Source organism: Pseudomonas nitroreducens TX1 (assembly GCF_000313755.1).
Lineage (GTDB): Bacteria > Pseudomonadota > Gammaproteobacteria > Pseudomonadales > Pseudomonadaceae > Pseudomonas > Pseudomonas nitroreducens_A.
In genome coordinates, this window is record NZ_AMZB01000107.1 from 34,068 (window position 1) to 60,671 (window position 26,604).

The 26,604-nt window shown below is 65.2% G+C and carries 26 protein-coding genes; 8 read left to right on the plus strand and 18 right to left on the minus strand.

The genetic code is table 11. The features are described from left to right. Positions 1-39 precede the first annotated feature (39 nt). The 3 genes from C167_RS0112685 to C167_RS0112695 all read right to left on the minus strand — a co-directional run bounded on the left by C167_RS0112685 (position 40) and on the right by C167_RS0112695 (position 2,363). Positions 40-1,035: an LLM class flavin-dependent oxidoreductase gene (locus tag C167_RS0112685; protein ID WP_017518657.1), complete on the minus strand. Its 996-nt coding sequence runs from the start codon at positions 1,033-1,035 to the stop codon at positions 40-42. A 343-nt stretch (positions 1,036-1,378) separates the two neighbouring features. Then, positions 1,379-1,792, minus strand: a complete 414-nt coding sequence (locus C167_RS0112690; protein WP_017518658.1) for an arsenate reductase ArsC — start codon at positions 1,790-1,792, stop codon at positions 1,379-1,381. A gap of 79 nt (positions 1,793-1,871) precedes the next feature. Beyond that, complete coding sequence (locus tag C167_RS0112695; RefSeq protein ID WP_017518659.1) at positions 1,872-2,363, minus strand: DUF1543 domain-containing protein; 492 nt, start codon at positions 2,361-2,363, stop codon at positions 1,872-1,874. A gap of 186 nt (positions 2,364-2,549) precedes the next feature. Between C167_RS0112695 and C167_RS0112700 the strand changes: the two genes are divergently transcribed. Further along, positions 2,550-2,846 carry a hypothetical protein gene (locus tag C167_RS0112700; protein WP_017518660.1) on the plus strand — a complete coding sequence of 99 codons (297 nt, stop codon included), beginning with the start codon at positions 2,550-2,552 and terminating at the stop codon, positions 2,844-2,846. 1 nt (position 2,847) lies between these two features. Here C167_RS0112700 and C167_RS0112705 read toward each other — a convergent pair whose 3' ends face one another. Both C167_RS0112705 and C167_RS0112710 read right to left on the minus strand, forming a co-directional pair. Continuing rightward, on the minus strand, positions 2,848-3,930 hold the full coding sequence (locus C167_RS0112705; RefSeq protein ID WP_017518661.1) for a DUF1615 domain-containing protein: 1,083 nt from the start codon (positions 3,928-3,930) through the stop codon (positions 2,848-2,850). 146 nt (positions 3,931-4,076) lie between these two features. Then, on the minus strand, positions 4,077-4,970 hold the full coding sequence (locus tag C167_RS0112710; RefSeq protein ID WP_017518662.1) for a DMT family transporter: 894 nt from the start codon (positions 4,968-4,970) through the stop codon (positions 4,077-4,079). A gap of 130 nt (positions 4,971-5,100) precedes the next feature. Here C167_RS0112710 and C167_RS0112715 point away from each other — a divergent pair, with 130 nt between their 5' ends. Continuing rightward, on the plus strand, positions 5,101-5,538 hold the full coding sequence (locus tag C167_RS0112715) for an Lrp/AsnC family transcriptional regulator (RefSeq protein WP_017518663.1): 438 nt from the start codon (positions 5,101-5,103) through the stop codon (positions 5,536-5,538). A 189-nt stretch (positions 5,539-5,727) separates the two neighbouring features. On the opposite strand, the gene C167_RS0112720 is transcribed toward C167_RS0112715, so the two are convergent. The 3 genes from C167_RS0112720 to C167_RS0112730 form a co-directional block, all read right to left on the minus strand. Next, on the minus strand, positions 5,728-7,098 hold the full coding sequence (locus tag C167_RS0112720; protein WP_017518664.1) for a DUF1329 domain-containing protein: 1,371 nt from the start codon (positions 7,096-7,098) through the stop codon (positions 5,728-5,730). A gap of 13 nt (positions 7,099-7,111) precedes the next feature. Then, the gene (locus tag C167_RS0112725) at positions 7,112-9,073 is read right to left on the minus strand and encodes a DUF1302 domain-containing protein (protein WP_017518665.1); all 1,962 of its coding nucleotides are present in this window, start codon (positions 9,071-9,073) and stop codon (positions 7,112-7,114) included. Between the two features lie 330 nt (positions 9,074-9,403). Next, positions 9,404-9,877, minus strand: a complete 474-nt coding sequence (locus C167_RS0112730; RefSeq protein ID WP_017518666.1) for a DUF3859 domain-containing protein — start codon at positions 9,875-9,877, stop codon at positions 9,404-9,406. A gap of 130 nt (positions 9,878-10,007) precedes the next feature. Here C167_RS0112730 and C167_RS0112735 point away from each other — a divergent pair, with 130 nt between their 5' ends. From C167_RS0112735 to C167_RS0112755, 5 genes are all read left to right on the plus strand, one after another. Next, positions 10,008-10,874: a pirin family protein gene (locus C167_RS0112735; RefSeq protein WP_017518667.1), complete on the plus strand. Its 867-nt coding sequence runs from the start codon at positions 10,008-10,010 to the stop codon at positions 10,872-10,874. 144 nt (positions 10,875-11,018) lie between these two features. Next, positions 11,019-12,272 (plus strand): sugar MFS transporter, encoded by a 1,254-nt coding sequence (locus C167_RS0112740; protein WP_017518668.1) that lies wholly within the window; start codon positions 11,019-11,021, stop codon positions 12,270-12,272. Between the two features lie 172 nt (positions 12,273-12,444). Beyond that, positions 12,445-12,936, plus strand: a complete 492-nt coding sequence (locus tag C167_RS0112745) for a (2Fe-2S)-binding protein (protein ID WP_017518669.1) — start codon at positions 12,445-12,447, stop codon at positions 12,934-12,936. Further along, positions 12,933-15,173, plus strand: coding sequence for a xanthine dehydrogenase family protein molybdopterin-binding subunit (locus tag C167_RS0112750; protein WP_017518670.1), 2,241 nt, complete (start codon positions 12,933-12,935; stop codon positions 15,171-15,173). Before C167_RS0112745 ends, C167_RS0112750 begins: the two co-directional genes overlap by 4 nt. Beyond that, entirely contained in the window at positions 15,170-16,450 is a 1,281-nt protein-coding gene (locus tag C167_RS0112755; RefSeq protein ID WP_017518671.1) for a cytochrome c, read from the plus strand. Before C167_RS0112750 ends, C167_RS0112755 begins: the two co-directional genes overlap by 4 nt. Before the next feature lie 40 nt (positions 16,451-16,490). On the opposite strand, the gene C167_RS0112760 is transcribed toward C167_RS0112755, so the two are convergent. From C167_RS0112760 to C167_RS0112785, 6 genes are all read right to left on the minus strand, one after another. Further along, on the minus strand, positions 16,491-17,222 hold the full coding sequence (locus C167_RS0112760; protein ID WP_017518672.1) for a dienelactone hydrolase family protein: 732 nt from the start codon (positions 17,220-17,222) through the stop codon (positions 16,491-16,493). Between the two features lie 100 nt (positions 17,223-17,322). Next, complete coding sequence (locus C167_RS0112765) at positions 17,323-18,369, minus strand: SMI1/KNR4 family protein (RefSeq protein ID WP_017518673.1); 1,047 nt, start codon at positions 18,367-18,369, stop codon at positions 17,323-17,325. Positions 18,370-18,527: 158 nt separating this feature from the next. After that, complete coding sequence (htpG, locus tag C167_RS0112770) at positions 18,528-20,432, minus strand: molecular chaperone HtpG (protein ID WP_017518674.1); 1,905 nt, start codon at positions 20,430-20,432, stop codon at positions 18,528-18,530. Between the two features lie 128 nt (positions 20,433-20,560). After that, complete coding sequence (locus tag C167_RS0112775; protein ID WP_017518675.1) at positions 20,561-21,805, minus strand: hypothetical protein; 1,245 nt, start codon at positions 21,803-21,805, stop codon at positions 20,561-20,563. Continuing rightward, a complete protein-coding gene (locus tag C167_RS0112780) occupies positions 21,806-22,252 on the minus strand; it encodes a PaaI family thioesterase (protein ID WP_017518676.1) in 447 nt (148 codons plus the stop codon). Then, the gene (locus C167_RS0112785) at positions 22,249-22,722 is read right to left on the minus strand and encodes a PaaI family thioesterase (protein ID WP_017518677.1); all 474 of its coding nucleotides are present in this window, start codon (positions 22,720-22,722) and stop codon (positions 22,249-22,251) included. The genes C167_RS0112780 and C167_RS0112785 overlap by 4 nt, the downstream gene beginning before the upstream one ends. Before the next feature lie 160 nt (positions 22,723-22,882). On the opposite strand from C167_RS0112785, the gene C167_RS0112790 reads away from it, so the two are divergent. Continuing rightward, positions 22,883-23,104 carry a hypothetical protein gene (locus tag C167_RS0112790; RefSeq protein WP_017518678.1) on the plus strand — a complete coding sequence of 74 codons (222 nt, stop codon included), beginning with the start codon at positions 22,883-22,885 and terminating at the stop codon, positions 23,102-23,104. A 66-nt stretch (positions 23,105-23,170) separates the two neighbouring features. Here C167_RS0112790 and C167_RS0112795 read toward each other — a convergent pair whose 3' ends face one another. The 4 genes from C167_RS0112795 to C167_RS0112810 all read right to left on the minus strand — a co-directional run bounded on the left by C167_RS0112795 (position 23,171) and on the right by C167_RS0112810 (position 26,575). Further along, the gene (locus tag C167_RS0112795; RefSeq protein WP_017518679.1) at positions 23,171-23,932 is read right to left on the minus strand and encodes a DUF599 domain-containing protein; all 762 of its coding nucleotides are present in this window, start codon (positions 23,930-23,932) and stop codon (positions 23,171-23,173) included. A gap of 313 nt (positions 23,933-24,245) precedes the next feature. Continuing rightward, a complete protein-coding gene (gene glsB / locus C167_RS0112800; protein ID WP_017518680.1) occupies positions 24,246-25,154 on the minus strand; it encodes a glutaminase B in 909 nt (302 codons plus the stop codon). Positions 25,155-25,541: 387 nt separating this feature from the next. Further along, positions 25,542-26,132 carry a hypothetical protein gene (locus C167_RS0112805; RefSeq protein ID WP_017518681.1) on the minus strand — a complete coding sequence of 197 codons (591 nt, stop codon included), beginning with the start codon at positions 26,130-26,132 and terminating at the stop codon, positions 25,542-25,544. A gap of 32 nt (positions 26,133-26,164) precedes the next feature. Continuing rightward, a complete protein-coding gene (locus tag C167_RS0112810; protein WP_017518682.1) occupies positions 26,165-26,575 on the minus strand; it encodes a DUF3592 domain-containing protein in 411 nt (136 codons plus the stop codon). Positions 26,576-26,604 lie beyond the last annotated feature (29 nt).

A 26,604-nucleotide genomic window follows, 5' to 3' on the forward strand; every position in this document is an offset into this window, starting at 1 on the left:
GGCCATTCGCAAGCACCCTCGCTCCCGCAACAGCTTCCACTACTTGAGGCCGGCAACGATCTCCAGCGAGCGCAGGCGCAGTTCGTGGTCGTAGATGTCGCTGGTGAAGATGATTTCGTCCACGCCGGTCTGCTCCAGCAGAATCTCCAGGCGGCTACGCACCTTCTCCGGCCCGCCGATCACCGCCAGGCCGAAGAAATTGCCCACCGCGTCCTGCTCGTGGGGCAGCCACAGGCCGGCCATGCTTTTCACCGGCGGCTTCTGCTTCAGGCTGTCGCCACGGATCAGCGCCAGTACCCGCTGGAAGGCCGTGGTCGCCAGGTATTCGGCTTCCTCGTCGGTCGGCGCGGCCACCAGCGGTACGCCGATCATGGCATAGGGCTTGTCGAGCACCGCCGAGGGCTGGAAGTTCTCGCGGTAAATGCGCAGCGCGTCATGCAGGTAGCGCGGCGCGAAGTGCGAAGCGAAGGCATAGGGCAGGCCTTTCTGCGCGGCCAGATGGGCGCTGAACAGGCTGGAGCCCAGCAGCCAGATCGGCACGTGGGTGCCCTCCCCCGGAATCGCCAGCAGTGACTGCTGGGAGCGGCGCGGGCCGAGGAGCATTTCCAGTTCGGCAACCTGCTCGGGGAAGTCCGCGCCATCGCCCAGGCGATCGCGGCGCAGCGCGCGCATGGTCGCCTGGTCGGCACCGGGCGCTCGGCCCAGCCCCAGGTCGATACGACCGGGATAGAGGGTCTCCAGGGTGCCGAAATTCTCCGCCACCACCAGCGGCGGGTGGTTGGGCAGCATCACCCCGCCTGAGCCGACGCGGATGCGCTCGGTCTTGCCGGCAATGTGGCCAATCAGCACCGCAGTGGCCGAACTGGCGATGCCGTCCATGTTGTGGTGCTCCGCCAGCCAGTAGCGGGTAAAGCCCAGGCGCTCGACGTGACGGGCAACCTCGACGGCATTGTGCAGCGCCTCGGCAGCGGTGCCCTGGTCACGCACGGGCACCAGGTCGAGCATGGAGAAGGCAATATCTGACAGGGACTTCATAAACACTCCGATTCGGGTCACGCGGACGCCTGCGAGCAACGCCGCGGACATGACTTTGACCGTGACTCTATCGACGCACCCGGCGCCTGGCCACTTGTCGGGATTGATAGTGCTCATGCCGGCGAGTGATACAGCAGTGACAGCGCATTGCCATGGAGCGTTCACGGGATGGTCACCACCCTGTCATGCCGGGCAGCCAGAATGCACTTGCGCTGAAGGACCAGCGCCCCATCTCTACGGGAATCCGCCGATCATCCTCCCCGGGCAACGGCGAGATCCTGTGGCCTACGAAGCAAAAAGCCCGCATCCGCCCGGGCTTTTTGCTTTGTCATCGCCGGAGGCTTCAGTCGCGGTTCTTCACCATTTCGAAGAGCTTCAGGCGATCACTGATTTCCTGCAGGGTGTGGCGGAACGGGTCGTGCTGTTCGCTATGGGCCGGGTCGCTGAAGTTCCACACGATCACCTTGCTGGAACTTGGCAGCTCGTCGCCCTCGTCGGTGGACTTGTCGCACAAGTCGATCAGGTAATCGAAGTGCTGGCCACGGAATTCATCTATCGACTTGCTGCGCAGGCCTTCGGCGGAGATACCTGCGTGCTCCAGCACATTGCGCGCACGCGGGTCGATGGCGGTCTGGTGGATGCCCGCGCTGAAGGCTTCGAAGTGCTCGCCATCGGTATGCCGCAACAGCGCCTCGGCCATCGGCGAGCGGGCATCGTTGGCGACGCAGACGAACAGGACTCGGCGTTTCTCGGTCATTGTTACCTCGGCACGGGGTCGGCTATGCGCCCCTTATACGTCAGGTTTTATGACAGGGCCGTGTCAGCACCATGAAGGCTCACAACACGATGTAGTCGCTGCGCTGCACGATGCCGCGGCTCTCGCCCTCCACGAGGTGTACGTAGCGCCCGCCGACCTGGTCGATGGCGATGCAGTCGTCGACGTCGATCACCGCGTCGGTATGCGCCTTGTCCCAGCTGCGCGGCATGCGCCGCTTGGCGCGCACCTTGGCGTCAGCCGCGTCGCGCGCAGCCACCAGCACGTACTGGTGCGCCTCGCCGAAACTCCCCAGTTCGTAGCCACCCAGGTTTACGAAGAACAATCGCAGTTCGCCCGGCGCCGGCATCGCCGCGCTGAACTCGACGCGGTACGCCTCGACGCCGTCCACCTCCAGCCAGGAGTCGATATGCAGGCCATCCGGGCTGCCGAACCAGGCCTCGCGCAATTGCGGATAGGTGGATTTCAGGTTGTCGCCAATGACGAAGGCCACGTCATGGACTTCGATCCGCGCGCGCGGATGGCGTCCCCCCAGCATGACTACGAACAGCATTTCAGCCCCTTCCCAGGTTTCAGACTGGCTCTGACATATCCACCCTGGGGCAGGTTCAATCCAATGGCAGATAAATGGCCAAGCGCCAGCGAGACCGGCTGGCGTTGTAGCGCCGGGCGACGCCTGCACTAAGCTGAGAATGTCCGCAGGGCCCCGCGCCATGCATGCATTCATCCGGGAGACGCCATGAAATCGCTACTGATCGCCACGCTGTCGCTGATCGTCGTGCAGCCCGTCTTTGCCGCCATCCCCATGCTCAATTACGACTGCCCGATGAACATCCAGGTCCACTCCGACGAGGGAGGACCGGTCTACATCAATGGCCAGGAAGCCAGGCTCAAGGTGGTCAACGACAACTACTACGAAGCCAAGGGCTCGGGGGTGACGATATCCATCAGCATCAACCCCGATGGCACAGCCTCGGTTTCCTACACCGGCAAGAAGGGCGCCAACGGTATCTGTCAGCCTGCCGAGGGCGACTGATTCAGTTCTTCGGCGCGCGCCCCAGGCAACGCTGGTAGCGCTCGTCCACGCGCTGGGCGAACCAGGCAGTGGTGAGCTGGCGGGTGATCTTCGGGCTGTGCAGCGTGATGCCCGGCAGCATCGCCCGCGGCATCGGCTTGCCAGCGGAGCGTTCGGCCAGCGCGAAGACCTTGGTGTAGAGCTCCGATTTCGTAAACTCCGGCTTGTCGCCCAGCTCCAGGTCGCGGCGGATTTCCCGCTCGCTCATGCCCAGTTTCGGCGTCAGGGTGCGCACCGCCTTCTCGGTGCTACCGGCGTCATAGCTGCCGTAGAGGATCAGGTCGCCATCCAGTGCCAGGCTGATGCCGGTCAGGTCTGACACCACACGCTGGAACGCGGCGTTGCGGCTGGCGTACCAGCCGGCGTTGAAGTCGGCGAATCGGTACAGCTGGCGCGGGTAGTTCACCGGGTAACCGAGCAGGTGGGCGACTCCGAAGTACATGCCGCCGCGACGAGTGAACACCTCGCGGCGGATACTGCCGTCCACCGGGTACGGATAGCCGTCGGCGTGGGCCTGGGCGAACTCGATGCTGACCTGCATCGGTCCGCCGGTATGCACCGGGTTGAAGCGGCCGAACAGTTGCTGGCCCAGGGGTACGCCGCCGATGAAGTCATCGAAGATCGCGCTCAGCTCCCGCTCGGTTTTCGCGCTCGCCAGGCGCTGGCTGTAGGTGCGGCCATTCGGCGATTTCAGCGCCAGAGCGGTATCGATGAGAAAACCCGGCACATGCACCTTGCTCGCACGCCGGTCGATCTCGGCGCGGGCGATCTTGCCCAGGCCCGGTACCGGCGGGTCGGCCTTGAAATTGGACTCCTGCTCGGTGATCGCGACCACCGAGCAAAGGTTTTCGGTGGTTGCCGGAATGCGCTGGGTGGTGAACGCGACCTGGATGTCCTTCGCCCAGCCCTGGCGGTCGGACGCGCCAGCCGGAATCAGCCTCGCCAATGTGCCGCGTACCTCTTCCGGGGTGGGCTCCGGCACGCTGGGTGCGCGAGTGCCGCAGCCGGCCAGCGCCAGCAGCGCGGCCAGGCCCAACAGGTGCATGAATCGTGGTGAAGGCCTTTTCAGGCTGGATGAATCTGCCGTCAGGGCAGCCGCAGTCATAGTCCGTTCCTTGCTTGATTTCCGCCGCCTACAGGACCTGCGCCCGTCGGCACAGGTTCCCCGGCATTGTCAGGCAAGCATGGATTTCAGCGCCAGGCCAGGCGTCGCAGGTTCAGGCTCCAGCCGCGTTGCATGCCGGCCGCAGCCAACAGGATGGCGACCACGCCCAGCCATTGCAACGGAGTCAGGCGGTGGCCGAAGGCGAACCAGTCGACGAAGATCGCGGCGATCGGGTAAATGAACGAGAGTGCGCCGGTCAGCGCCGTGGGCAGTTTCTGGATCGCGCCATAGAGCAGCACGTACATGATGCCGGTGTGCACGATGCCCAGGGTCGCCAGGCTGGCCCAGGCTGTGGTGGCCTGCGGCAGTGGGGAGAGGTTCGCCCAGGGCGCCAGCAGCAGGACGCCGGTCACCGCCTGGATCAGCGCGATCAGGTGCGGCGGTACGCCGGTCAAGCGCTTGATGATCAACGCCGCCACTGCATACAGGGCCGCCGCACCGAGGGCCAGGGCGATGCCGCCCAGATAGTCGCTACCCACCTGCCCCGCTTCGCCGTGCGCGCTGACGATGGCGAGCATGCCGACGAAGGAAAGGCCAAGCCAGGCGAGCTTTTGCGCGGTCACCTTCTCGCCGAGGAACAGCGCGCCGAGCAACACCAGCAGGAATGGCTGCACGTTATAGACCGCCGTGCCGATGGCGATCGATGCCCGCGAGTAGGAGCCGAACAGCAGCACCCAGTTGCCGACGATCGCCGCGCCGCTGAGCAGCGCCAGGCCGAAAGTGACGCGGGTGAGGACGCCGGGCCGCAGGAAGCCCATGGCCGCACAGATCACCAGGAGCGTCGCGGCGCCGAACACGCAGCGCCAGAACACCACATCCAGCACCGGTTGGCCGGAAATCACCACCAGCCAGCCGATGGTGCCGCAGATCAGCATGGCGCTGATCATTTCCAGGGTGCCGCGCCTGATTCCTTCGTTCATGGTTCACCTCCGCTTGTTGGTGACCAGTATGAACGGGTGGATTCGTGCACTCCATCGCCTGATGCAGGCAAATCCTGATGTTTACCTTTACTATCAAGGCAAGTAGCCAACTTCACCTTTCGAGACCAAGATGACCGACGACATCGACCAGTTGTTGATCGCCGCGCTGATGGAAGACTCGCGCCTATCCCTCAAGGCCCTGGCCCAGGTCAGTGGCCTGAGTTCCCCCAGCGTTGCCGAGCGCCTGCGCAAGCTGGAGGAGCGCCAGGTGATCACCGGCTACACGGTGAACGTCGATCCACGCGCCTTCGGCTACCACCTGCAAGCCATCGTCCGGGTGCGCCCGCTGCCGGGAAAACTGCAGGAAGTAGAGAAACAGATCCTGGCGATTCCCGAGTTCACCGAGTGCGACAAGGTCACCGGTGAGGATTGCTTCTACGCGCGGATGTGCGTGCGCTCCATGGAGCAACTGGACGAGATCCTGGATCACCTCAACGGGTTTGCCGAGACCAACACGGCCATCGTCAAGAAGAGCCCGGTGAAGCGGCGCTTGCCGCCGATGGCGTGAGCATCGTTGTTAGACGAGGTGTTTTCGCGCGGCTTCGGAGTGGCTTTTTCCTGAGAGTCCGTGCGGGCACCTTTTCCCTCTCCTCCCGCCCTCTCCCTGAAGGGAGAGGGTTAGAGAGAGGGGCTCTTGATCTAGCGAATCCACGACAGAAGAGAAAGGCCCCTTGCGGGGCCTTTGTCGTTCAGGTGCTTAGCGCGATGCCTTGCGGCGCAGCGCCGAAGGACTGAAGTTCGAATCGTCCGGCGCCGGCTGGCTGAAATCGGCGGTGCCGGGCTCCTCGTTGTCCAGCCACTGGATGCTGTAGCGGTGCGCCTGGAGGTCATGGAAGGTGTCCAGTGCGGTCCACACCATCGGCTGCTCGTAGAAACTCTTCAGGTAGGCCAGCGACACACGCCACAGCTCGCCGCGGCCGTCATACTGGTCGACCACGGCGGCGCCCCAGCTGTCCTCGTCGAGGTACAGGGTACGGCGCGAGTAGATGTGCCGCGCACCGGGCTTCAGCTTGCCGTCCACCACCCACACGCGGTGCAACTCGTAGCGGGTGTACTTGGGATTGACGTGGCCGGGGGTGAGCAGGTCCTTGTACTTAACCTCCGGGCTGGTGATCTGGTAGTTGTTGTAGGGGATGTAGATTTCCTTCTTGCCTACCAGGGTCCAGTCGTAGCGGTCCGGCGCGCCGTTGTACATGTCGGTGTCGTCGGCGGTGCGCAGGCCATCGGAATCTTCGATGGGGGTGTCGTAGGCCAGCGTCGGGGCGCGGCGCACGCGGCGCTGGCCAGGGTTGTAACCCCAGGCCTGGCGCGGCTCCTTGACCTGGTCGAGGGTCTCCTGCACCAGCGCGCCATTACCGGCCAGGCGGGCCGGGGCGGTGGTGAAGGTCATGTAGTAGAACAGGGTGTTGCCGAGCTTCTCGAAGCTGCCCTTGGGGTCGTAGAAGCGGAACAGTGCTTCGTCCTGCGAGGTCACCAGCGCATAGGCGCCGTTGCGCTGCACGCCGGCCTGGGAGGAACGGCGCACGATGTAGGTGCCGCGATAGCGGGCAATGTGGTTCCACACCGCTTCCACGCCGCTCTGCGGGATCGGGAACGGCACGCCACCGTAGGCATCGGAGAAGCCGTTGCCGCCTTCGACCAGCTTGGCGCTGGTGGCGTTCTTGTAGATGTTGTCGTAGATCCACTGCGGCGCCGAGCCGGTGCGGTGGGTCTGGTAGACCGGCATCTGGTAGGTGTCCGGGTAGGCGTTGAACAGCGCGATCTGACCCGGCGTCAGGTTCGCCTTGTACTGGTCGAGGTTGGCCTTGGTGATGACGAACTTGGGCTTCTCGCCAGCGAACGGGTCGACATGGTGCGCCCCGGGTCCCTTGTAGCCGGCGGGCGCCGAAGTCAGGCCACCGCTCCAGGCGGGAATGCTGCCGGCGGCGTTGCCGGCCTTCTCCGCGCCCATGGGGGTCAGGCTGCTTTTCAACTGGGCGGCCTGGTCGGCCGGGACGGCGGCACGCGCATCAGTGACGGCCAGGGCAGTCAGCGCGGCAAGGACGATCAGGGAACTCTTCTTGTACATGGTTCTCTCCGGATCAGAACGAGTATTTCGCGGTGATCGAGACGTTGTCGCGGTCGCGCATGGAGTTGCTGGAGCCGGCGCCGTAGTAGTTGGTGTACTGGGTGCCGACCTCGAAGGTGTTCAGGTAGCTGGCGTCGATACCGAGGGTGTAGGCCTTGCGACCCTCAATGAAGTTGCCGGTGCGGTCGGAGTTGCCGCTGAAGTCCTCCTGGTAGACGGCGTAGGGCGACAGCTTCACGCCAGCGTAGACGTCGTTCCAGCTGCCGGTGAGCAACAGGGTGTAGCCGTAGCTGTCGCGGCTGATCTGCACGTCGTCGCCATTGCCACCGACGTAGGCCTTGTCCTGGGCGCCGACGAACTTGCGCTCGCTGCCATCCCAGGCGGTGTATTTCAGGCTGCTGCCTCGAATGTGTTCCGAGGCCAGTTCGGCGACGCCGGTCATGGAATCGAAGCTCAGGTGCGGGCCGAAGTTGTAGATGGTCGACAGCGAGATGTTGTAGGTCTCGGCGCGCTCGTAGTTCTCGAACAGCTCGCCACGGCACAGCTGCTTGCCGGCCACCGGTGCGCAGGCCTGGCCGGCCGGCGTGTTGGCATCGAACAGGTTGGTCTGGCCGAGTACGCCCTGGGTCAGCAGGTCGCCCAGCAGGTCGTCGGTGGCGGAGATGCTGATCGGCATGTTCGGCCGGTAGGCGATCTCGCCGGACACCGAGGCATCGCCCAGGGTGGTGTTGAAGCTGAAGCCGTACATGCGGATGTCTTCGACGTAGTCGCGACGGGCCTCGGCGTTGCTCGCCATGTCCAGCGTCGCCAGGCCCGGCACGGCCTCGCCGAGGCCGAGCGAGCCGAGCAGCGAGTTCAGCGCGTCGACGTCGACGCCCTGGTAGCCGCGCAGGTCCACCGCGATCTGCGGCTCCTTGGCGTGGTAATTGACGAAGTAGAAGCCGAACTCGGTGGAGTTGAGTTCCTCGGCGATGTAGCGGAAGGCGACGCCGAACTGGCCGTTGTCACGGGCCTCGATGTCCTTGCCGACATTGGCCACCTTGAAGGTCCCGGTATTGGGGTTCAGGTAGGCGTTCGGCCCGTGCGGCCCGTTGCCCAGCAGCCCGAGGGAGGCAACCGTGGGATAACCGGCCAGCAGTTCCTTGATCAGCGGGTTGTCTTCCGTGGTGTAGGCGGTGTTGCCGCCGTCGCTGAACAGGTCGGTGTCGGAGAAGTAGGTACCCACCGAGTCCAGGCGGGTTTCCTTCCACTTCCACTGGTAGAAGGTCTCCATGGACAGGTCGTCGGTCAGGCCGAAGTTGAGGCTCAGCGCCTCGGTCGGCACCAGCACTTCCTTGAGCTCGGAGCCCGGCAGGTGGAAGCGCGCGGCGTCCACCGGGTTGATGGTGTTGATGCCGCCCCGGTAGAACACGCCCTCGCCCCAGTTCAGCACCTGGCGGCCGACGCGGCCGGTCAGCGGATGCTCGGCGACGTCCCAGCTGCCGGACAGGTAGGCATCCAGCAGCTCGGCCTTGCGCCCGGCGATGTGGCGGGTGTCATCGGTGAAGTGATCGTCCTGCGGGAACGACTGGCTGGGACGTTCCACGCCATTGGTGGTGTCGTAGTAGTCGTTGCGCTTGTCCATGATCTGCGTGTCGTAGTAGGCAGTGCCGCGCATGAACAGGCCGTAGTTCTGGTACTTGGCCGAGAGGTCGGAGGTGAGCTTGAAGACCTGGGAAACCAGCCCGGTATCGAAGTTGCGGTTGCCGTCGTCGGCATTGATATCGGTGATGTTGCTCTTCTCGCGGCCCTGCACGCGCCACATCGCGCCGTAGGACAGCGTGCTGTCCAGCGAGCCGGTGATCTCGTTCTCGGCCAGCTTGAACTCCAGGGCCTGGGCCGACCCCGCCACCAGCAGCGGCAAGAGTCCCATCACCGCCCCCGCTTTGCGCGGCGCCCAGAAAATGGACGAGCGCGCACCCAATCGACTGTTCATAGACAGCATTACCTCCATGGCCAAGATTTATCGCCCCGGTCATTGCGGCCGGCGCTGTTCTTATTCGTTTCTCGGCTGCCGACGGCTCCGGACAAGCCGGGCCATCGTGCAGTAACACTCCTGCCAGAGCGCTCGCGGACGCTTTGGCCCCCTCTCCTCTTCTGACTCGCACGCGGGATTTGGGACTATCGTGCAGGCAAAGTAACAAACTGTTTCCCTGCTGCCAATCCGCAGATGTCATCCGCGTCATTCAGTAAGCAAAGAAAAGCCCGGCAAATAGCCGGGCTTTTTTCACACAGAAGTTACGACCGAGCGACCGTACTTCGAGACTTACTCCACGGTGAAGGTCTTTTCCGCCAGCAGCCGGTCGCCCTGGAAGACCATGAAGCGCCACTGGCCCTGCACGACTTCATGATTCTCAGTGAACTGGTAGGCCATCACGTCGGTGGGCGCGCCCACCACCAGCTTCTGTACGACTTCGAGCTTGTCGTGACGCTGGCCGTCCGGAGTCACCACGCCGGGGGTGAAGTACAGCAGGGTGAGCGGGGTATCGCCTTCCTGCTTGCCGCTGAGCTGGTAGCGCATGCCGAACTTGGTGCCCAGCTTGGCGGGCACGCGGGTAGTGGCTTCGATCTCCTGCTCGCTGCGGCTGAGCACACGCTCGCCCGGCTGGTAATCCTTGTACTGGCTGACGAAGACGCCGTACTCCACCGGGCCGTTGACGCGCACTTCGGCGAAAGCCGAGGAGGCAAAGGTACAAGCCAGGGAGAGAGCCAGGACTGCTGGCAGGCGGGAAATGGACATGTCGCGCTCCTTGTTGGGGTCCGCGCGAGGCTATGACATGGGCGTGACAGGTTGATGACAGCTTGAAGCGAGGCCGCTCGGCGCCGTGCCAAGCGGCTATCATGCGTGAATCGGACCACTGGACAGCATCATGAGCGACAATCTGCTAACCATCCGCCCCCGCGCCGAAGACGTCGAAGGCATGCCCATCCTGCGCCCCCTGCCCTCGGCCCAGCGCCGCAATGTCGGCCCCTTCGTGTTCTTCGACCATATGCTAGAGAGCCGCTTCGAGCCCGAACACGGCATGGACATCCGCCAGCATCCGCATATCGGCCTGTCCACCCTCACCTACCTGTTCGAGGGCCAGGTGCAGCACAAGGACAGCCTCGGCTCGGACCAGCTGGTGCTGCCCGGCGACGTCAGCTGGATGACCGCCGGGCGCGGTGTCGCCCACATCGAGCGGACCCCGGCCGACCTGCTGCACCGTGGCTCGCGCCTGCACGGCCTGCAGGTCTGGCTGGCCCTGCCACGCGAGCTGGAGGACTGTGAGCCCAGCTACAGCCACCACGCCAGCGCCAGCCTGCCGGAGAGCGACAGCCTGGGCGTGCGCATCCGCATGATCGCAGGCACAGGCTTCTGCCTGGAGTCGCCGGTGCCGGTACGCTCCAAGACGCTCTATGCCGAGCTGCAGCTCAGCGCCGGGGCGACCCTGGCGATCCCCGACGAACATCCCGAGCGCGCGCTATACCTGATCGAAGGCGAAGCGCTGCTTGACGATGACCCGCTGCCGCTGCACGAACTGGTGGTGCTGCCCGAGGGCGAGACCTTCACCCTCTGTGCCTGTGGCGACTGCCACGCGGTGATCATCGGCGGCGACCCGTTGGACGGGCCGAGGCGGATGAACTGGAACTTCGTCGCCAGCGATCCCGAGCGGATCGACAGCGCCCGCGCCCGCTGGGCTGCCCACGACTGGCCGAGGGTGCCGGGCGAGTCGGAACGCATCGAATTGCCGCGCTAGCCATACAGAGAAATCGATCAGAAATCGCCGCCTTGCCATCGAAAGCGGCGAATGCTTGAGGACTCGCGCAGTGGCTTGCCGCAGCATCGCGCCCCGAACCCTTGCCGACGGCAAGCCCGCTACATCTGGCCCAAGGAGTCCGTGATGGACCAGTCGACCGCCAACCGCCACACCAGCGCCCTCACCGTGTTGACCCTGCTGTTCTTCATGTGGGGCCTGATCACTTCGCTGAACGATATCCTCGTGCCGCACCTCAAGGCGGTCTTTACCCTGTCCTATGTTCAGGCTTCGCTGATCCAGTTCTGCTTCTTCGGCGCCTATTTCGTCATGTCCTTCCCCTCCGGGCGGCTGGTGGAAATGGTCGGCTACAAGCGCGGGATCATCGTCGGCCTGGCCACCGCTGGCGTCGGCTGCCTGCTGTTCTACCCGGCGGCCAGCGCGCAGTCCTACCCATTCTTCCTCGCCGCGCTGTTCATCCTCGCTTCGGGCATCACCCTGCTGCAGGTTGCCGCCAACCCCTATGTCAACGTGCTGGGCCCGGCATCCACCGCAGCCAGCCGGCTGAACCTCACCCAGGCGTTCAACTCCCTGGGCACCACGGTCGGCCCGCTGGTCGGCTCGCTGACCATCCTCGCCATCGGTGCAGGAGCCGCCTCGCAGATCGGCAGCTCCGCCGCCAGCGAAGCGGACTCGGTGAAGACGCCCTACCTGGTGCTGGCCGGCCTGCTGTTTATCATTGCCGTGCTGATCGCCCTGTTCCGACTGCCGCGGATCCATCACGGCGAGCCCACTGACGGCGTGGCCTCTCGCCAGTCGATCTTCGCCCATCGGCACCTGGTGTTCGGGGTCATCGCGATCTTCTGCTACGTCGGCGCCGAGGTTTCCATCGGCAGCTACCTCGTCAGTCTGATGGGCCAGCCGGACATCGCCGGGCTGCCCGCCGAGCAGGCCGGCAAATACCTGTCGTTCTACTGGGGCGGCGCCATGGTCGGGCGCTTCATCGGCAGCGCGCTGATGCGCAGCATCGCGCCGAACCGCCTGCTGGCATTCAATGCCGTGGCCATCGCCGTGCTGATCGGCATCGCGCTGAGCGTGGGCGGGCATCTGGCGATGTGGGCGCTGATCCTGATCGGCCTGTTCAACTCGATCATGTTCCCGACCATCTTCTCCCTGGCGCTGGAGGGCCTGGGCAACCTCACCAGCAAAGGTTCGGGCCTGCTCTGCATGGCCATAGTCGGCGGCGCCGTGATGCCACTGGTGCAAGCCTTCTTCGCCGACCGTATCGGCCTGTTGCCCTCCTTCGCCGTCCCGTTGGTCTGCTACCTGTACATCGTCTGGTTCGGAGCACGCGGTTACCGCGCCGACCTGCCTTCCGCGGCCCCCGCTGGCCACGCCTGAAGACGCTTGACGGGGCGCAGCGCTTGCGCCCCTATCACCTGATTCCTACAGTCCTTTCGGCCTGCACGCCCTAGCTCACGTCAGGCCGCTCCCAAAGACTTCCTTCCTTTTCCCTGCACCATCGGCCTTGGTCGCGGTGTCGGTCAGACTCTTTCAGGAAGGAACCCACCCCGTGGCTGATCCCCTCTCGCTGGTCGTCAACGGCCAGACCCGGCAGCTTACCGTGGCGGCCGACACGCCCCTGCTGTACGTGCTGCGCAACGACCTGCAGCTCAACGGGCCCAAGTTCGGCTGCGGCCTGGGCGAGTGCGGCGCCTGCACCGTCCACCTCGACGGCGTCGCCACCCGCTCCTGCATCACGCCGGTCAGTGCGGCCGTGGGCCGGCAGGTCACCACGCTGGAAGGCCTGGGCACGCGCGAAGCCCCGCACCGGGTCCAGCAGGCCTTCATCGCCGAACAGGCCGCGCAGTGCGGCTACTGCACCAACGGCATGATCATGACCAGCGCCGCCCTGCTTGCCCGCAATCCCAACCCGAGCGACGACCAGATTCGCCAGGAGCTGGCCTACAACCTGTGCCGCTGCGGTACCCATGTGGAAATCCTCAACGCCGTGCGGCGTGCCGCCGGCCGCGCTGGCGACGACGGGCAGGAGTATCCGGCATGAATCCCTTGAGTCGTCGCGGTTTTCTCAAAGCGGGCGGCGTGTTGCTGGTCAGCGTGCAGTTGCCGCGCCCGCTGCTGGCACAGCCCACCCGCGCACTTTCCCTGCCGCTGGACCAGGTCGACAGCTTCATCGCCATCGCCGGCAACGGCACCATTACCGCCGCCTGCGGCCATGTCGACCTCGGTACCGGCATCCGCACTGCATTGAGCCAGATAGTTGCAGAAGAGCTGAACGTCGACGTCAGGCAGGTGAGCCTGCTGCTGGGCGACACCCGCTATACCCCCGACCAGGGCCCGACCATTGCCAGTTCCAGCCTGCAGGTCAGCGCCATTCCGCTGCGCCGTGCGGCGGCCGAGGCGCGGGAATTCCTCATGCAACGCGCGGCCCAGTACCTGAAGACCGACATCCGCCAGCTTGGCTGCGAGGACGGGGAAATCTTCGTCCAGCGCAAACCGACCCGGCGTATCGGTTACGGCGAACTGCTGCGTGGCGAGCGATTCGAGCTGAAGATCGATGCCAGCGCGCCACTCAAGTCCTATAGCGAGTACCGGGTGGTCGGCCATTCGGTGCCGCGCCTGGATATTCCGCCCAAGGTCACCGGCGAGCTGACTTACGTGCACGACATGCGCCTGCCGGGGATGCTCCATGGCCGCGTGGTACGCCCGCCCTATACCGGCGCCGACGTCAACGCACCGCTGGGCAGGAGCCTGGTGGAGGTGGACGAACAATCCGTGGCTCACCTGCCGGGTTTCGTCCGCCTCGTGGTGGTAGGCGACTTCATCGGCGTGGTGGCCGAGCGCGAGGAACAGGCGATCCGCATTGCGCGGGCGCTGAAGGTGCGCTGGAAGAGCTGGAGCGACCTGCCGCCGCTCGGCCTCGATGACCTGGAAGCAACCCTGCGCGCCCATCCCAGGCAGCCTCGCCTGTTGCAGGACGATGCGCAGATGGAAGCGGTGCTCAGGCAGGTCGAGCGCCCACTGCAACGCACCTACGTCTGGCCCTACCACCAGCACGCCTCCATCGGCCCGTCCTGTGCGCTGGCGAATTTCGAGGACGGCGTCATGAAGGTCTGGTCCGGCAGCCAGAACCCCCACGACCTGCGAGCCGACCTGGCGACACTGTTGGGCATGCCGCCCGAGCAGGTCGAAGTCATACGGATGGAGGCGTCCGGCTGCTATGGGCGCAACTGCGCCGATGACGTCGCCGCCGACGCCGCCCTGCTCGCCATGGCGGTAGGCCGGCCGGTGCGCGTGCAGCTGATGCGCGAACAGGAACATGGCTGGGAGCCCAAGGGGTCGGCGCAACTGATCGAAGTACGCGGGGGGCTGGACAAGGATGGCAACGTGGCCGCCTACGACTTCGCCACCTGCTACCCCTCCAACAACGGCATCAACCTGGCGCTGCTGCTCACCTCGCGGGTGGACATGAAGCCCCAGGTGACGCAGATGGGCGACCGCACCGCCGTCCCGCAATACGCCTACCCACACCTTCGGGTGGTCTGCAATGACGCCGCGCCCATCGTCCGCGCGTCGTGGATGCGCGGCGTCTCCGCACTACCCAACGTTTTCGCCCACGAATCCTACATCGACGAGCTGGCGCAGATGGCCGGCGCCGATCCCATCGAGTTCCGCCTGCGCTACCTGCACGACGAACGCGCGGTGGCGCTGATCAACGCCCTGGCCACCTCCGCCCACTGGCAGCCGCGTGTTTCGCCCAACCCGCAGGCGCGCCAGGGCAACCTGCTGGTCGGGTGCGGTTTCGCCTATGCACGCTACTTCCACAGCGCCTTCCCGGGGGTCGGTTCGGCCTGGGCAGCCTGGATAGTGGACGTCGAGGTCGAGCCGCACACCGGTGCCGTCCGAGTGACGGACGTGCATGTCGCCCAGGATTGCGGGCAGATGGTCAATCCCGATGGAGTGCGCCATCAGGTCCATGGCAACGTGATCCAGGCCACCAGCCGCGCGTTGATGGAGTACGCCACGTTCGACCGCCGCGGTGTCACCAGCCTGGAATGGGGTGGATACCCGATCCTCGGCTTCCACCAGGTCCCGAGGATCACCGCGCTGCTGCTCGACCGCCCCGGCACGCCGCCGCTGGGGGCCGGGGAATCCACTTCCGTGCCCAGCGCCGCCGCCATCGCCAATGCCCTGCACGATGCCACCGGCGTGCGCTTCCCCCGCCCGCCGTTCACCCCTGAGCGGGTTCGCGCCGCACTGCAGGAGAAGCAACCATCATGAAAAACGCCACACTGGCCGTCATCGGCGGGCTTGTCGGCCTTGTCGCGGCAGGCCTGTTCCTCAGTTGGCGGCCAAGCATCGCGCCCATCGCCCCACCCGAGCCGGCCAGCTTCAGCGCTGAAGCCATCGCTCGAGGGCAGCAACTGGCGGCGCTTGGCAACTGCGCGGTGTGTCACACCCGCGACGGCGGCGCTCCGCTGGCGGGGGGCCGCGCCATGGCCACGCCGTTCGGCACGCTCTATTCCTCCAACCTCACCCCGGATCGCAACACCGGCATCGGCGTCTGGTCCTTCGACGCCTTCAAGCGGGCCATGCGCGAAGGCATCTCGCGCGAGGGAGACTACCTCTACCCGGCCTTCCCCTACACCGCCTTCACCCGCGTCGGCGACGAAGACCTGCGCGACCTCTACGCCTACCTGATGAGCCGCCCGGCGGTGTCAGCGGAACCGCCGGATAATCGCCTGCCCTTCCCTTACAGCCAGCGTCGGATCCTGGCGGGCTGGAATCTCCTGTTCTTCGAAAAGGGGCCCTTCCAGCCGCAACCTCATCGCGACGCAGCCTGGAATCGCGGCGCCTACCTGGTGGAAGGAATGGGCCATTGCAGCGCCTGCCACTCGCCTCGTAACTCGCTGGGCGCCGAGCGCACCGGCAAGAGTCGCTTCGCCGGCGCGACAGTGGATGGCTGGCAGGCCCCGCCGCTGAACGGCGCCAGCAAGCCTGCCATTGCCTGGACCCAGGCCACCCTGTACGACTACCTGCGCAACGGCTTCTCGCGCTATCACGGAGCCGCTGCCGGCCCCATGGCGCCGGTGGCCGCCGGGCTCACCCAGCAGCCGGACGCCGACCTGCAGGCAATGGCGCGCTACCTGGCGACCTTCCTGCCGGAGCAGGCGGGAAACTTCTCGCCAGAGCAGCAGGCCATCGAACTGGAGCAGCGTACCTACGGCACCCTGCAGCCCGTCAGTGGCAGCGGAGGACGTCTGTTCAACGGTGCCTGCATGGCTTGCCACCACGACGGCGACAGCCCGCGGCTCAATGGCGTCAGGCCCTCGCTGGCGGTGAGCAGCAAGGTGTACGCAGCCACGCCGGACAACCTGCTGAAAGTGATCCTGGACGGCATTGGCGATCCCGCCCGCCCTGGGCTGGGGTACATGCCGGCGTTCCGCAACAGCCTGAACAACGAGCAGCTCATCGCGCTGGCACGCTATCTGCGGGAGGATTTCGCCGGCCTGCCCGCCTGGCCGGACCTCGAGTTCAAGGCCGCCAGGCTGCGTTGAGGCCGGCACGGGGAGCGGCGCAACGCCCTCCCCGATCGGGTCAGGCGCCGAAGCGCTCGTCCAGCAGGTCGAACATGGCGGCGAAGGCCCGGCGTGCCACCTTGGCGTCGTACTGCATCTTGCCGGGGATCTGCGCATGTGGATCGGTGAAGGAATGCGCGGCACCGCCGTAGCTGGTCAGGGCCCAGTCGACCTGGGCATCGATCATTTCCCTGGCGAAGTCGGCCAGTTGCTCACGCGGCACGAAGGGGTCGATGGCGCCGTCGAGGACCAGCACCGAGCCTTTGATGTTCTTCGCGTCGGCCGGGTTCGGCGTGTCCAGGGTACCGTGGAAGGACACGGCAGCCGCCAGCGGCGCGCCATCGCGAGCCAGTTCCAGCGCGCAACAACCGCCGAAGCAGAAGCCGAAGGTGGCCAGCCGGCTGGTATCCAGCGGCGCCTTGCCGGCCTGCTCCAGCAGGGTGGCGAGCGAAAGCTGCATACGCTTGCGCAGCAACGCGCGGTCATTCTTCAGTGGCATCATGGCGGCCGCCGCCTGCTCCGTGCCATTGGGGCGGATGTCCTTGCCATAGAGGTCGGCCACCAGCACTACGTAGCCGCGCTCGGCGACTTTCTGCGCGATATCCACGGCGCCCTGGCTGACGCCCATCCAGTTGGGCGCCATCAGCAGGCCGGGGCGCGGCGCCTTGCTGGCAGCATCGAATACCAGCTGGCCCTCGAAGGACACGCCGTCCTGACTGTAGGCAACCGGTTGCACGCTGATCTGACTCATTGGGGTAGTCCTCTTGTGAATGCCGGAGAAATATAGCGAACCGGGATCGACCTTATTCAACAATCCAGGGAGCGGCAGGTGATTCCTGCACGGGCGGCTGTCAGGACGGCGCGTCTATCGCCAGCAATGTGCCAACCAACCGGGCCGCATAGTCCGCCTCGAAACGGTAGCCGCCCTCGCTGTGAACGATGCTGCCGGCGGCGAGCCGCGCCTCCCACCAGTCACTCAGGAAGCCGGGGGCATAGCCGCCCGTGCAGAACCCGTAAGGGTCGGCCACATAGCGGGTGGTCAGCATCAGCGTGTAGCAGGGGCGCCGGTAATCGCTCTGCTCCCGGGAGCAGTCATGGAAGTCTTCATAAGATTCGGCGAGCTTGAGCTGGGAGAACAGCCAGAACATGGCGTCGTACATCAGTTGCGAATCCGCGTCGGCATGCAGGGCGAAAAAGCCCTTGGCGCGTACGATCCGCTCGGCCAGGCGGCGAATGTACCGCTCGCCATCGGGCAGCTCATCCGCCGCGGCATCCAGCGCGCGGCGCAGAATGGGCGACAGCGTGCCGCGCTGCACCGTGGCGAGGTCGGCCTCGAGCGTTTTCGCGTCGTCGTTGAACTCGTCCTCGCTGACCAACCCGCGGATGAAGGTCGCGAAGTCCGGCGCGACCTCGGTAATCGCAAAGTCGGCTTCCTGGTCGACATGCACGACCCGTGGCTCCCCCTGCGGCCCGCACTGGCGGTAGTCGAGCATGATCATTTCGTGCCCGGCGCTGGGGGTATTGGCAATGGCGATGCCGATGTCCGGATAGCCCCATTCGGCACACATGAAGGCCGACCCGAGGTCGCCACACAGCGAATAGATTGCCGTGCGCCCGATGGCGTAGAGGCCGGTGATGGCGATGTGGTCCTCGGCCCAGCCGGTCGGCTCATCCATCGGGTAGCAGCAGCGCTCGACAGCGCCACCATTGCGCAGACGTGCCAGCTCCACGTAGGCGTCCGGCAAGCGGTAGCCGCACTCGGCCTCGATCTGCGCAATCAGTTCATCGCTGGGGGCTGGCTCGGTGTAATGGCTGGCCGAGTAGTCGCCATCGTCCCAGAAGCCTTCCAGATCGAAGCCTGCGAAGGCCCCGGTGGTTCTCCCGACGGGTTGTGTCATTCCCTTCTCCCTTTACGGCGCAGATGCTTGCATCCGCACAGAATCAGCTTTCCGAGCAGTGGATCTTCCTTGCACGGGATCGTTCATAGCCAGGCTCAATGAAAAACGCCACGATCCCAGCACTGAAATCGTGGCGTCTGTTCAAGCCTTCACAGCGCTCAGGCGGAAAGCTCCACCAGCAGCTTGTTCAGGCGGCGCACGTAGGCGGCCGGGTCCTTCAGGCTGTCCCCCGCGGCCAGCGCGGCCTGGTCGAAGAGGATGTGGCTCAGCTCGCCGAAGCGGTCTTCGTCGGCTTCCGCGTCGAGCTTCTCGATCAGCGGGTGGGCCGGGTTGAACTCGAAGATCGGCTTGGATTCCGGCACCTTCTGCCCGCTGGCCTCGAGGATCTGACGCATCTGCAGACCCAGGTCCTGCTCGCCGATGGCGAGGATCGCCGGCGAATCGGTCAGGCGGTGGGACACGCGCACCTCGGCGACTTCATCGCCCAGCGCGGCCTTCAGGCGCTCGGCCAGGCCTTCCTTCGCCTTGGCGATCTCTTCCTGGGCCTTCTTGTCCTCTTCGGAATCCAGCTTGCCCAGGTCCAGGTCGCCACGAGCGACGTCGACGAACTGCTTGCCGTCGAACTCGGGCAGGTAGCTCATCAGCCACTCGTCGATACGGTCGGTGAGCAGCAGCACTTCGATGCCTTTCTTGCGGAAGACTTCCAGGTGCGGGCTGTTCTTCACCTGGGCGAAGCTCTCGCCGGTGAGGTAGTAGATCTTGTCCTGGCCTTCCTTCAGGCGACCGATGTAGTCGGCCAGGGAAACGCTCTGCTCTCCGCTCTCGTCGCTGGTGGAAGAGAAGCGCAGCAGGCCGGCGATCTTGTCCTTGTTGGCGAAGTCCTCGGCCGGGCCTTCCTTCAGCACCTGGCCGAAGTTCTTCCAGAAGCCCTTGTAGGCTTCGGCGTCGTTGCTCGCGAGTTTCTCCAGCATGTCCAGCGAGCGCTTGGTCAGCGCCGATTTCATCGAATCGACGATGGGGCCGGACTGCAGGATCTCCCGGGAGACGTTCAGCGACAGGTCGTTGGAGTCCACCACGCCCTTGATGAAGCGCAGGTACAGCGGCAGGAACTGGTCGGCCTGGTCCATGATGAACACGCGCTGCACGTACAGCTTCAGGCCGCGCGGGGCCTCGCGGTGGTAAAGGTCGAACGGCGCGCGGGCCGGGACGTACAGCAGCGAGGTGTACTCGAGCTTGCCCTCGACCTTGTTGTGGCTCCAGGTCAGCGGGTTCTCGAAGTCGTGGGCGATGTGCTTGTAGAACTCCTGGTATTCCTCGTCCTTCACCTCGGTGCGCGGACGGGTCCACAGGGCGCTGGCACGGTTGACCACTTCCCACTCGGTTTCCGCCGGCTTGTCGGCGTCCTCACCGTGGTGCTCCTTCGGCAACTCGATGGGCAGCGCGATGTGGTCGGAGTATTTCTTGACGATGTTGCGCAGGCGCCAGCCGTCGGCGAACTCGTCCTCGCCGTCCTTCAGGTGCAGGACGATGCGGGTGCCGCGTTCGGCCTTGTCGATGGTCGCGACTTCGAACTCACCTTCACCCCTGGAGGACCAATGCACACCTTCGCTGGCCGGTGCGCCGGCACGGCGGGTGAAGACGTCCACCTTGTCGGCGACGATGAAGGCGCTGTAGAAGCCCACGCCGAACTGGCCGATCAGGTGCGAGTCCTTCTTCTGGTCGCCCGAAAGATTCTTCAGGAAATCAGCGGTGCCGGACTTGGCGATGGTGCCCAGGTGCGCGATCACTTCCTCGCGGCTCATGCCGATGCCGTTGTCTTCGAGAGTGACGGTCTTGGCGTCCTTGTCGAAGCTCACACGGATCTTCAGTTCGGCGCCGCCTTCGAGCAATTCAGGCTTGGCCAGCGCCTCGAAACGCAGCTTGTCGGCCGCGTCGGAGGCATTGGAAATCAGTTCGCGAAGGAAGATTTCCTTGTTCGAATACAGGGAGTGAATCATCAGGTGAAGCAGTTGCTTCACTTCAGTCTGGAAGCCCAGTGTTTCTTTTTGAGTCTCCGCGCTCATCGTTTCTCGCTCCGAGGTGACAAATGCCGCGTCTTGCGGCCGATGTCAGCGAGATGGGGGCTTCCCGAACCAATTCAAGGGGTTGGCGAAAATTCGCCGCGTCCTCGGCCAGGGCCGCCGGCGCAGGGTCAGCGCGCCGACAGCTCGATGTCGGTGATTTCGCTGGGGCGCAGCGTGTAGCTGGCCTCACCCGGCCCGTCGATGACCTGGCGGATGACGATGCGCCCGTCGGCATCGAGGCCGACGAAAACTCCTTCGGCGATCCGCCCGCGCTCGGTGGTCACGCGCATACCGCGATTGACGTAGCGCTGCGGAGCGGACAGCAGGCGCTCCAGGGACAGGCGGCCGCTTTCCACTGCCTGCGGCACAGGAGCGCTCGCTTGCGCGGCGACAGTGGACGGCGCCGGCGGCGCGGCGGCGCTCACCGCCCTCAGGCGCGGATAGCGGTCGCCACGCACGCCCCAGCCACGCGTCGGGGTCTTCTCCAGCGTGACCTGAAGGGCTTGCGACTGGCCCCCTACCTCGACCGTCAACGGCACCTCCTGGGCGGCCCGCTGGATATCCAGCACGGGCATCCTGCCGATGACGACATCGCGGCGGGCGAAGCGGCGCTGCAGATAGTCCTGCAGCACGTAACGCAGGGTATCGCGGGAGTCGAAGCGGGTATCCACCTCGCCGTCGTGGTAGCGCAGGCGGTCGGTGAAGACTTCGATACGGCCCGAAAGCGTGGTCTGCATTTGCGCCGGCAGCACCAGGTGGAAGGCACCCTCCATGCGATTGGGGGCCTTCGGCGTCAGGTCCAGATGCAGGCTGTAGCCGCGCTGCAGGCGTATCGCCTCGGGCAGCTCCTGGCCCGGCGCGAGCCAGCTGAGTTCAATTTCCGGCAGGCGGCCGTTGTCGTCAGGCAGCACGTCGAGCCGGATCGGCCCGCTGACCGGCGCCGCCAGGCGTACCTGGATTTCGCGGTGGGCATAGAAGTCCTGCCCTTCGCGCAGACTGAGCACGCCATCGATGAATTCGGCCTGCTCGGGTACGAAGGGCTTGCCGTTGAGTTCGCCACGCAGGTCGATAGCCAGTTCAGGCTGCACGACCGGTTCGGATCTGAGCCACTCCAGGCTGAGGATGGCCTGCAGGCGCGCGCTATCCTGGCTGGCCAGCAGGGTGAGGCCGACCACCAGCGGAATGCAGCCCAGGCCACCGAGGGCAACGGCGCTGCGGGCGTGGCGCCAGTGAATCAGCATGAATAACAGCGCCAGGGGCGGCAGCAGGCTGGCGAGCCCCCAGAACAGGCTGCGCTCGAACGCGCGGGCGATCAGCCAGACGTACCCGGCGAGAATCAGCAGCAGGCCGAGCAGGATGAGCAGCGTGTCCATTCAGGCGCCGTCGACCTTGAAGTGCGCGCGGGCGGTGGCAATCGGCTCGGTGCGCGTGGTCTGCCAGGCGGTGATGGCGACGTTGGCAACCCGCCGGCCCTGTCGCCACACCTGGCACTGCGCATAGGTGTCGCGGAAATGGCCGGCGCGCAGGTAGTCGATGGAAAAGTCGATGATCTTGGGCATGTGCGGGATGCCCATGAACATCAGCAGGTGCAGCAGGGCCGATTGCTCCATGAAGCCGGCGATCACGCCGCCATGCAGGGCCGGCAGCGTCGGGTTGCCGATGTTGTCCGGGTTGGCCGGCAGGTGGAAGATCGCGTCGTCACCCAGGCGCAGGCAGCGGATGCCGAGCAGGCGGGCGTAGGGAATCATGTCCAGCAGCGGATCGTAGTTCTTGCTCTCGTGCGCCGTGCGCACCATGGCCTCGATATTCACCGTGCTCATCCTTGGCTCCCTTCGACGTCGCGCTTCACGGCGCCGGCGGAAACCGCCTTGCCCATGCGCATGAAGGTGCCGACCACATGGGCGATGGGCTCCGAGGGGTCGTCCTGGTAGGCGTAGCCGCGGGTGAAGATGATGTTCGGGGTGACCCGATAGCACTCGGCGAATCCGAAGACGTCCTTGTGCGGCTGCGCCGGGTGCATGTAGTCGATGCGCAGGTCCAGGGTCGGGCAGATCTCGAACTGCGGCAGCACGCAGACTGTGGAGATGCCGCAGGTGGTGTCCATCAGCGTGGTGATGGCGCCGCCATGGATCACACCGGTTTCCGGGTTGCCGACAATGGCTTGGCTGTAGGGAAGCCGCAGAGTCAGGCCGGAGGCATCCGCCGCGTGTGCGCTGATGCCCAGCAATTGGCAGTGGCGCAGCGCCGACAGGAAGCGCTGGGCGCGCTCAAGGAGTGGGTTTTCGGACATGGGAGGGGTGACCGATTGACTGCACGGGGGCGCATGATACCCCGCTCGTTGTCACTCCTGCAGTGATGCAATGGTGGGTCGCAGGAATATTCGTTGAACTAATTCACACTACTTCGGCTCAAAGGGCTAACACCAGGAAAGCCACACATGGAGGCTCCGCATGAAAAAAACCCTTCCCTTCGCTCTGCTGATCGTCGCTGGCCTCGGCCTTGCCGCCTGCGACAAGAAAGAAGAGCCCAAAGCCCCGGCCGCGCCCGCCGCGACCGAGCAGCCGGCTACCCCGGCGCCGACCACCCCGCCGGCGCCTGAAGCCTCCCCGGCTGCTCCGGCTGCCCCGGCTACCGCGCCGCAGGAGCCCGCCGGCGGCGAGCAGAAGCAATAATCGCTTTTCTGCCGCACAGAACAAGGCCCGCTCATGGCGGGCCTTGTCGTTTCCGGGTCTGGGTTGTCAGCCGCTGGGAGGAATGTCGTTGTCCCGTGGCGCATCGCCCTGCGGCGTCGGCGTATAGACCATCACATGCAGCACGCTGGAGTGGAACTCGCGCTGGTACAGCACGCCCACCACGCCCGCCGTCACCAGCATGAATATCCAGGGGTTGATGAACCAGGCCAGCATCGCCAGGCCGAAGTAATAGGTCCGCAGGCCCTGGTTGAACTGGTGCGCCGCCAGCGACACCACGCGCGCCGCGCGTTCAGCGAAGGACTTGCGCTCCAGTTCGCCGACATTGCGCTCCCCCACCATGGGCGCCGAGCCGATCAGCACCGCAGCGAAATTGTACTGGCGCATGCACCAGCTGAACGTGAAGAAGGCATAGACGAATACCACCGCCAGGCACAGCAGCTTGAGCTCCGAGAGGCCACGCGTCGGCGCCGTGACGAAAGGCAGGTCAGCCAGCACCGAGATCGTGCGCTCGGCCGACCCCAGGAGTGTGAGGATACCGGCCAGGATGATCAGGGTGCTGGACGCGAAGAACGAGGCGTTGCGCTCCAGATTGCCGATCACGCTGGCGTCCGCCACGCGGTTGTCGCGCAGCAGCACGCGGCGCATCCAGTCCTGGCGGTAGAGGTGCAGCACGCTGGCCAGGCAGGCCGTGTCGCGGGCCTTGGTCTTGGCGTAGCGGGTGTAGCCGATCCAGCAGAAAAGGAACCAGAGGATGGCGAGCAGGTTCCAGAAGTACTGGATGTCGAACAGGTCGACGATATCGGTCATGGATGTCCTTGCGATTCGAGACGGAATGAAGTCGGTACGCAGCCGATAGACGCCAGTTTATCGCTTCGGGACACGACGCCACATCGCGGAACACTGCAGGTACGAAAAAGGCCGCGTGCTGGGCGGCCCATCAGAGCTATGGGTCGAGGAGCCGTCCCGCCTGACGATCCAGGGCAGGCGGCATCTGGAGGTTATCGCCCCGCCCTCGCTGACTGGCAGCAGCGGGAACGACAGGAACGTCTGGCTGGCGGAGATCCGAAGTGAGACGTGGGTAATGGACGTCCCTGCTCCTGCGAGGGGGACTGGCCGTGGGTCAGAACACCGACCAGCCGATTCGCGAACTCAGCAGCTCGAGCGCCGCCATTCCGGCGTAGGAGTTACCCGCCGCATTCAGCTCCGGCGACCACACACAGACGGTGAACCGGCCCGGCACGATGGCCACGATCCCGCCGCCCACGCCACTCTTGCCCGGCAATCCCACGCGGTAGGCGAAATTCCCCGCTTCGTCATACAGCCCGCTGGTGGCCATGATCGAGTTCACCTGCTGGGTCTGGCGCCGGGTCAGGATCTGCTCACCGCTGTGCTTGCAGAACCCATCGTTGGCCAGGAAACAGAACGCTCGCGCCAGGTCGAGACAATTCATCTGCAGCGCGCAGTAACTGAAATAGCTGCGCAGTACCGTCTCGACCTCGTTATGGAAGTTGCCGAATGACTGCATCAGGTAGGCCATGGCCGCGTTGCGCGCGCGGAACTGGTACTCCGAATCGGCGACACGGGCATCCATCGTTACATGGGGATTGCCCGATAGGCGTCGAACGAAGTCGCGCATGGACAAAATGGGGGCTGCGAAGCGCGACTGGTTGATATCGCAGATCACCAGCGCACCCGCATTGATAAAGGGGTTACGCGGGCGCCCGCGCTCGAACTCCAACTGCACCAGCGAGTTGAACGGCTGGCCGGAGGGCTCATGGCCGAGCCGGTCCCAGATGGCTTCGCCGGAGTGGCCGATCGCCTGAACCAGGCTGAACACCTTGGAAATGCTCTGCACCGAGAACGGCACCATCGCGTCGCCCGCACAGTGATAGCTGCCATCGTTGCCATAAACCGCGATGCCCAACTGCTGCGGCGGCACGTCAGCCAGCGCGGGAATGTAGTCGGCCACTTTGCCCTTGCCGATCAAGGGACGAACTTCTTCGAGTATCTCGTTCAACAGCGTTTGCATGGAAGGCCCTGTTATCAGTCCCCAGACGACGGCACGGGGCAGCATTCTTGACGCAGGCCGATTAGCAGAAATCACACTGGCGAAATCAAAATGGCGGCGATCACCCGGCGGCGGCGGTCGCTGCGGACTGACAGCAAGCTCGCCCGGCTCGCACCGGACGAGCCCGCGCTTTACTGATGGACGGGATAGCCGACGTGTGCCACGCCCAATGCTTGCACGTCAAAGCGATGGAAATACGCGGTGATGCTGGCACCGGCCGCTGCGGGGTAGCGGGTCAACCGATGAAGGGGCACGAAACGTGCCCCTGCCCGCCTGCTCCAGCGCGGCGGGCGAGCACCCGGGCGGGGCTTTGTCGCCGGTACTGCACCCGACCGTCGCGCGGCAGGCCTAGAACAGCCCGCCGATATACACCGCCGCACCGCCGCCGGCCTGCAGACCGGCGGTCACGCCACGCATGAACAGCGCGCCACGCGCCGACTGGAGCAACTGCCGCTGGACGTTGAAGCCGCCCCACACCTGGGACGCCGGCATGGTCGCCATTGCCATGGACAATGCCAGGAGCTTGGCGTCCAGCCCGAACAGCACCGCCGTACCGCTGTAGCCCAGGCCAAGGCCGCCTGCCAGCTCGATATAGGCGCAGGCGCCGGTGATGTCATCGTGGCTCAGGTCGCGGTCACGCAGCGCATCGGAGACATACACCTGGCCCGTGCTGGGGAAGGACTCGGCGGCACCGGTAGCGCCCACGCTCTTGCCGCGCACGTTCAGGTTGACCTTGCCGATCTTCGGCAGGCGAGCGCCGAAGCCCGCGCCCACACCCACGCCGCCGAAGGAGAACTTGTCCTCCTGGCCCTGCGGGTTCTTCAACACCAACTGGCCGCCCCCGCCGGCCAGGAACATGAAACTGACGCCGCCGCTACTGCCGGTGACGTATTCCCAGGCGCTGGAGCGCAGGCTGATGGGGATGATCGAGTTTTCCATGGTTCAGATTCCTTTGAACGAATACACGCGCCCTACCGGCGCTTGAGCAGCGAATGCAGGCCGACACCGGCGAAGGCGGCGCCCAGCAGACCGAGCAGGGCCGTCATGCCCCACAGGGCGCCGAAATCATCGACGATGGCGCTGGCCTGGGCACGCTCGGGCAGGTACAGCACACGGACGCTCTGGCCCTGCTGATAGCCGAAGATCAGCCCGTTCTGCGGATAGGAAATCCGCTGGCCGCCGTCCGTGGTGAAGGCCACCTGCGGGTGCGAACCGCCGGCGTTGAGGCTCTCGACCTGGCCATCGGCAACGCGGGCGTTGCGCAGAAACTGCACGCGGTCGACCACCTCGTAGGCAACGATCGCCAGGCAGACCAGGCCGATCACGCCGAACAGCAGGCCGCCCATGACTTCAGCGGGGCGGGAAACGGAAGGTTCAGACATCGCGAGGACTCATCCTTGTTCAGTGACAG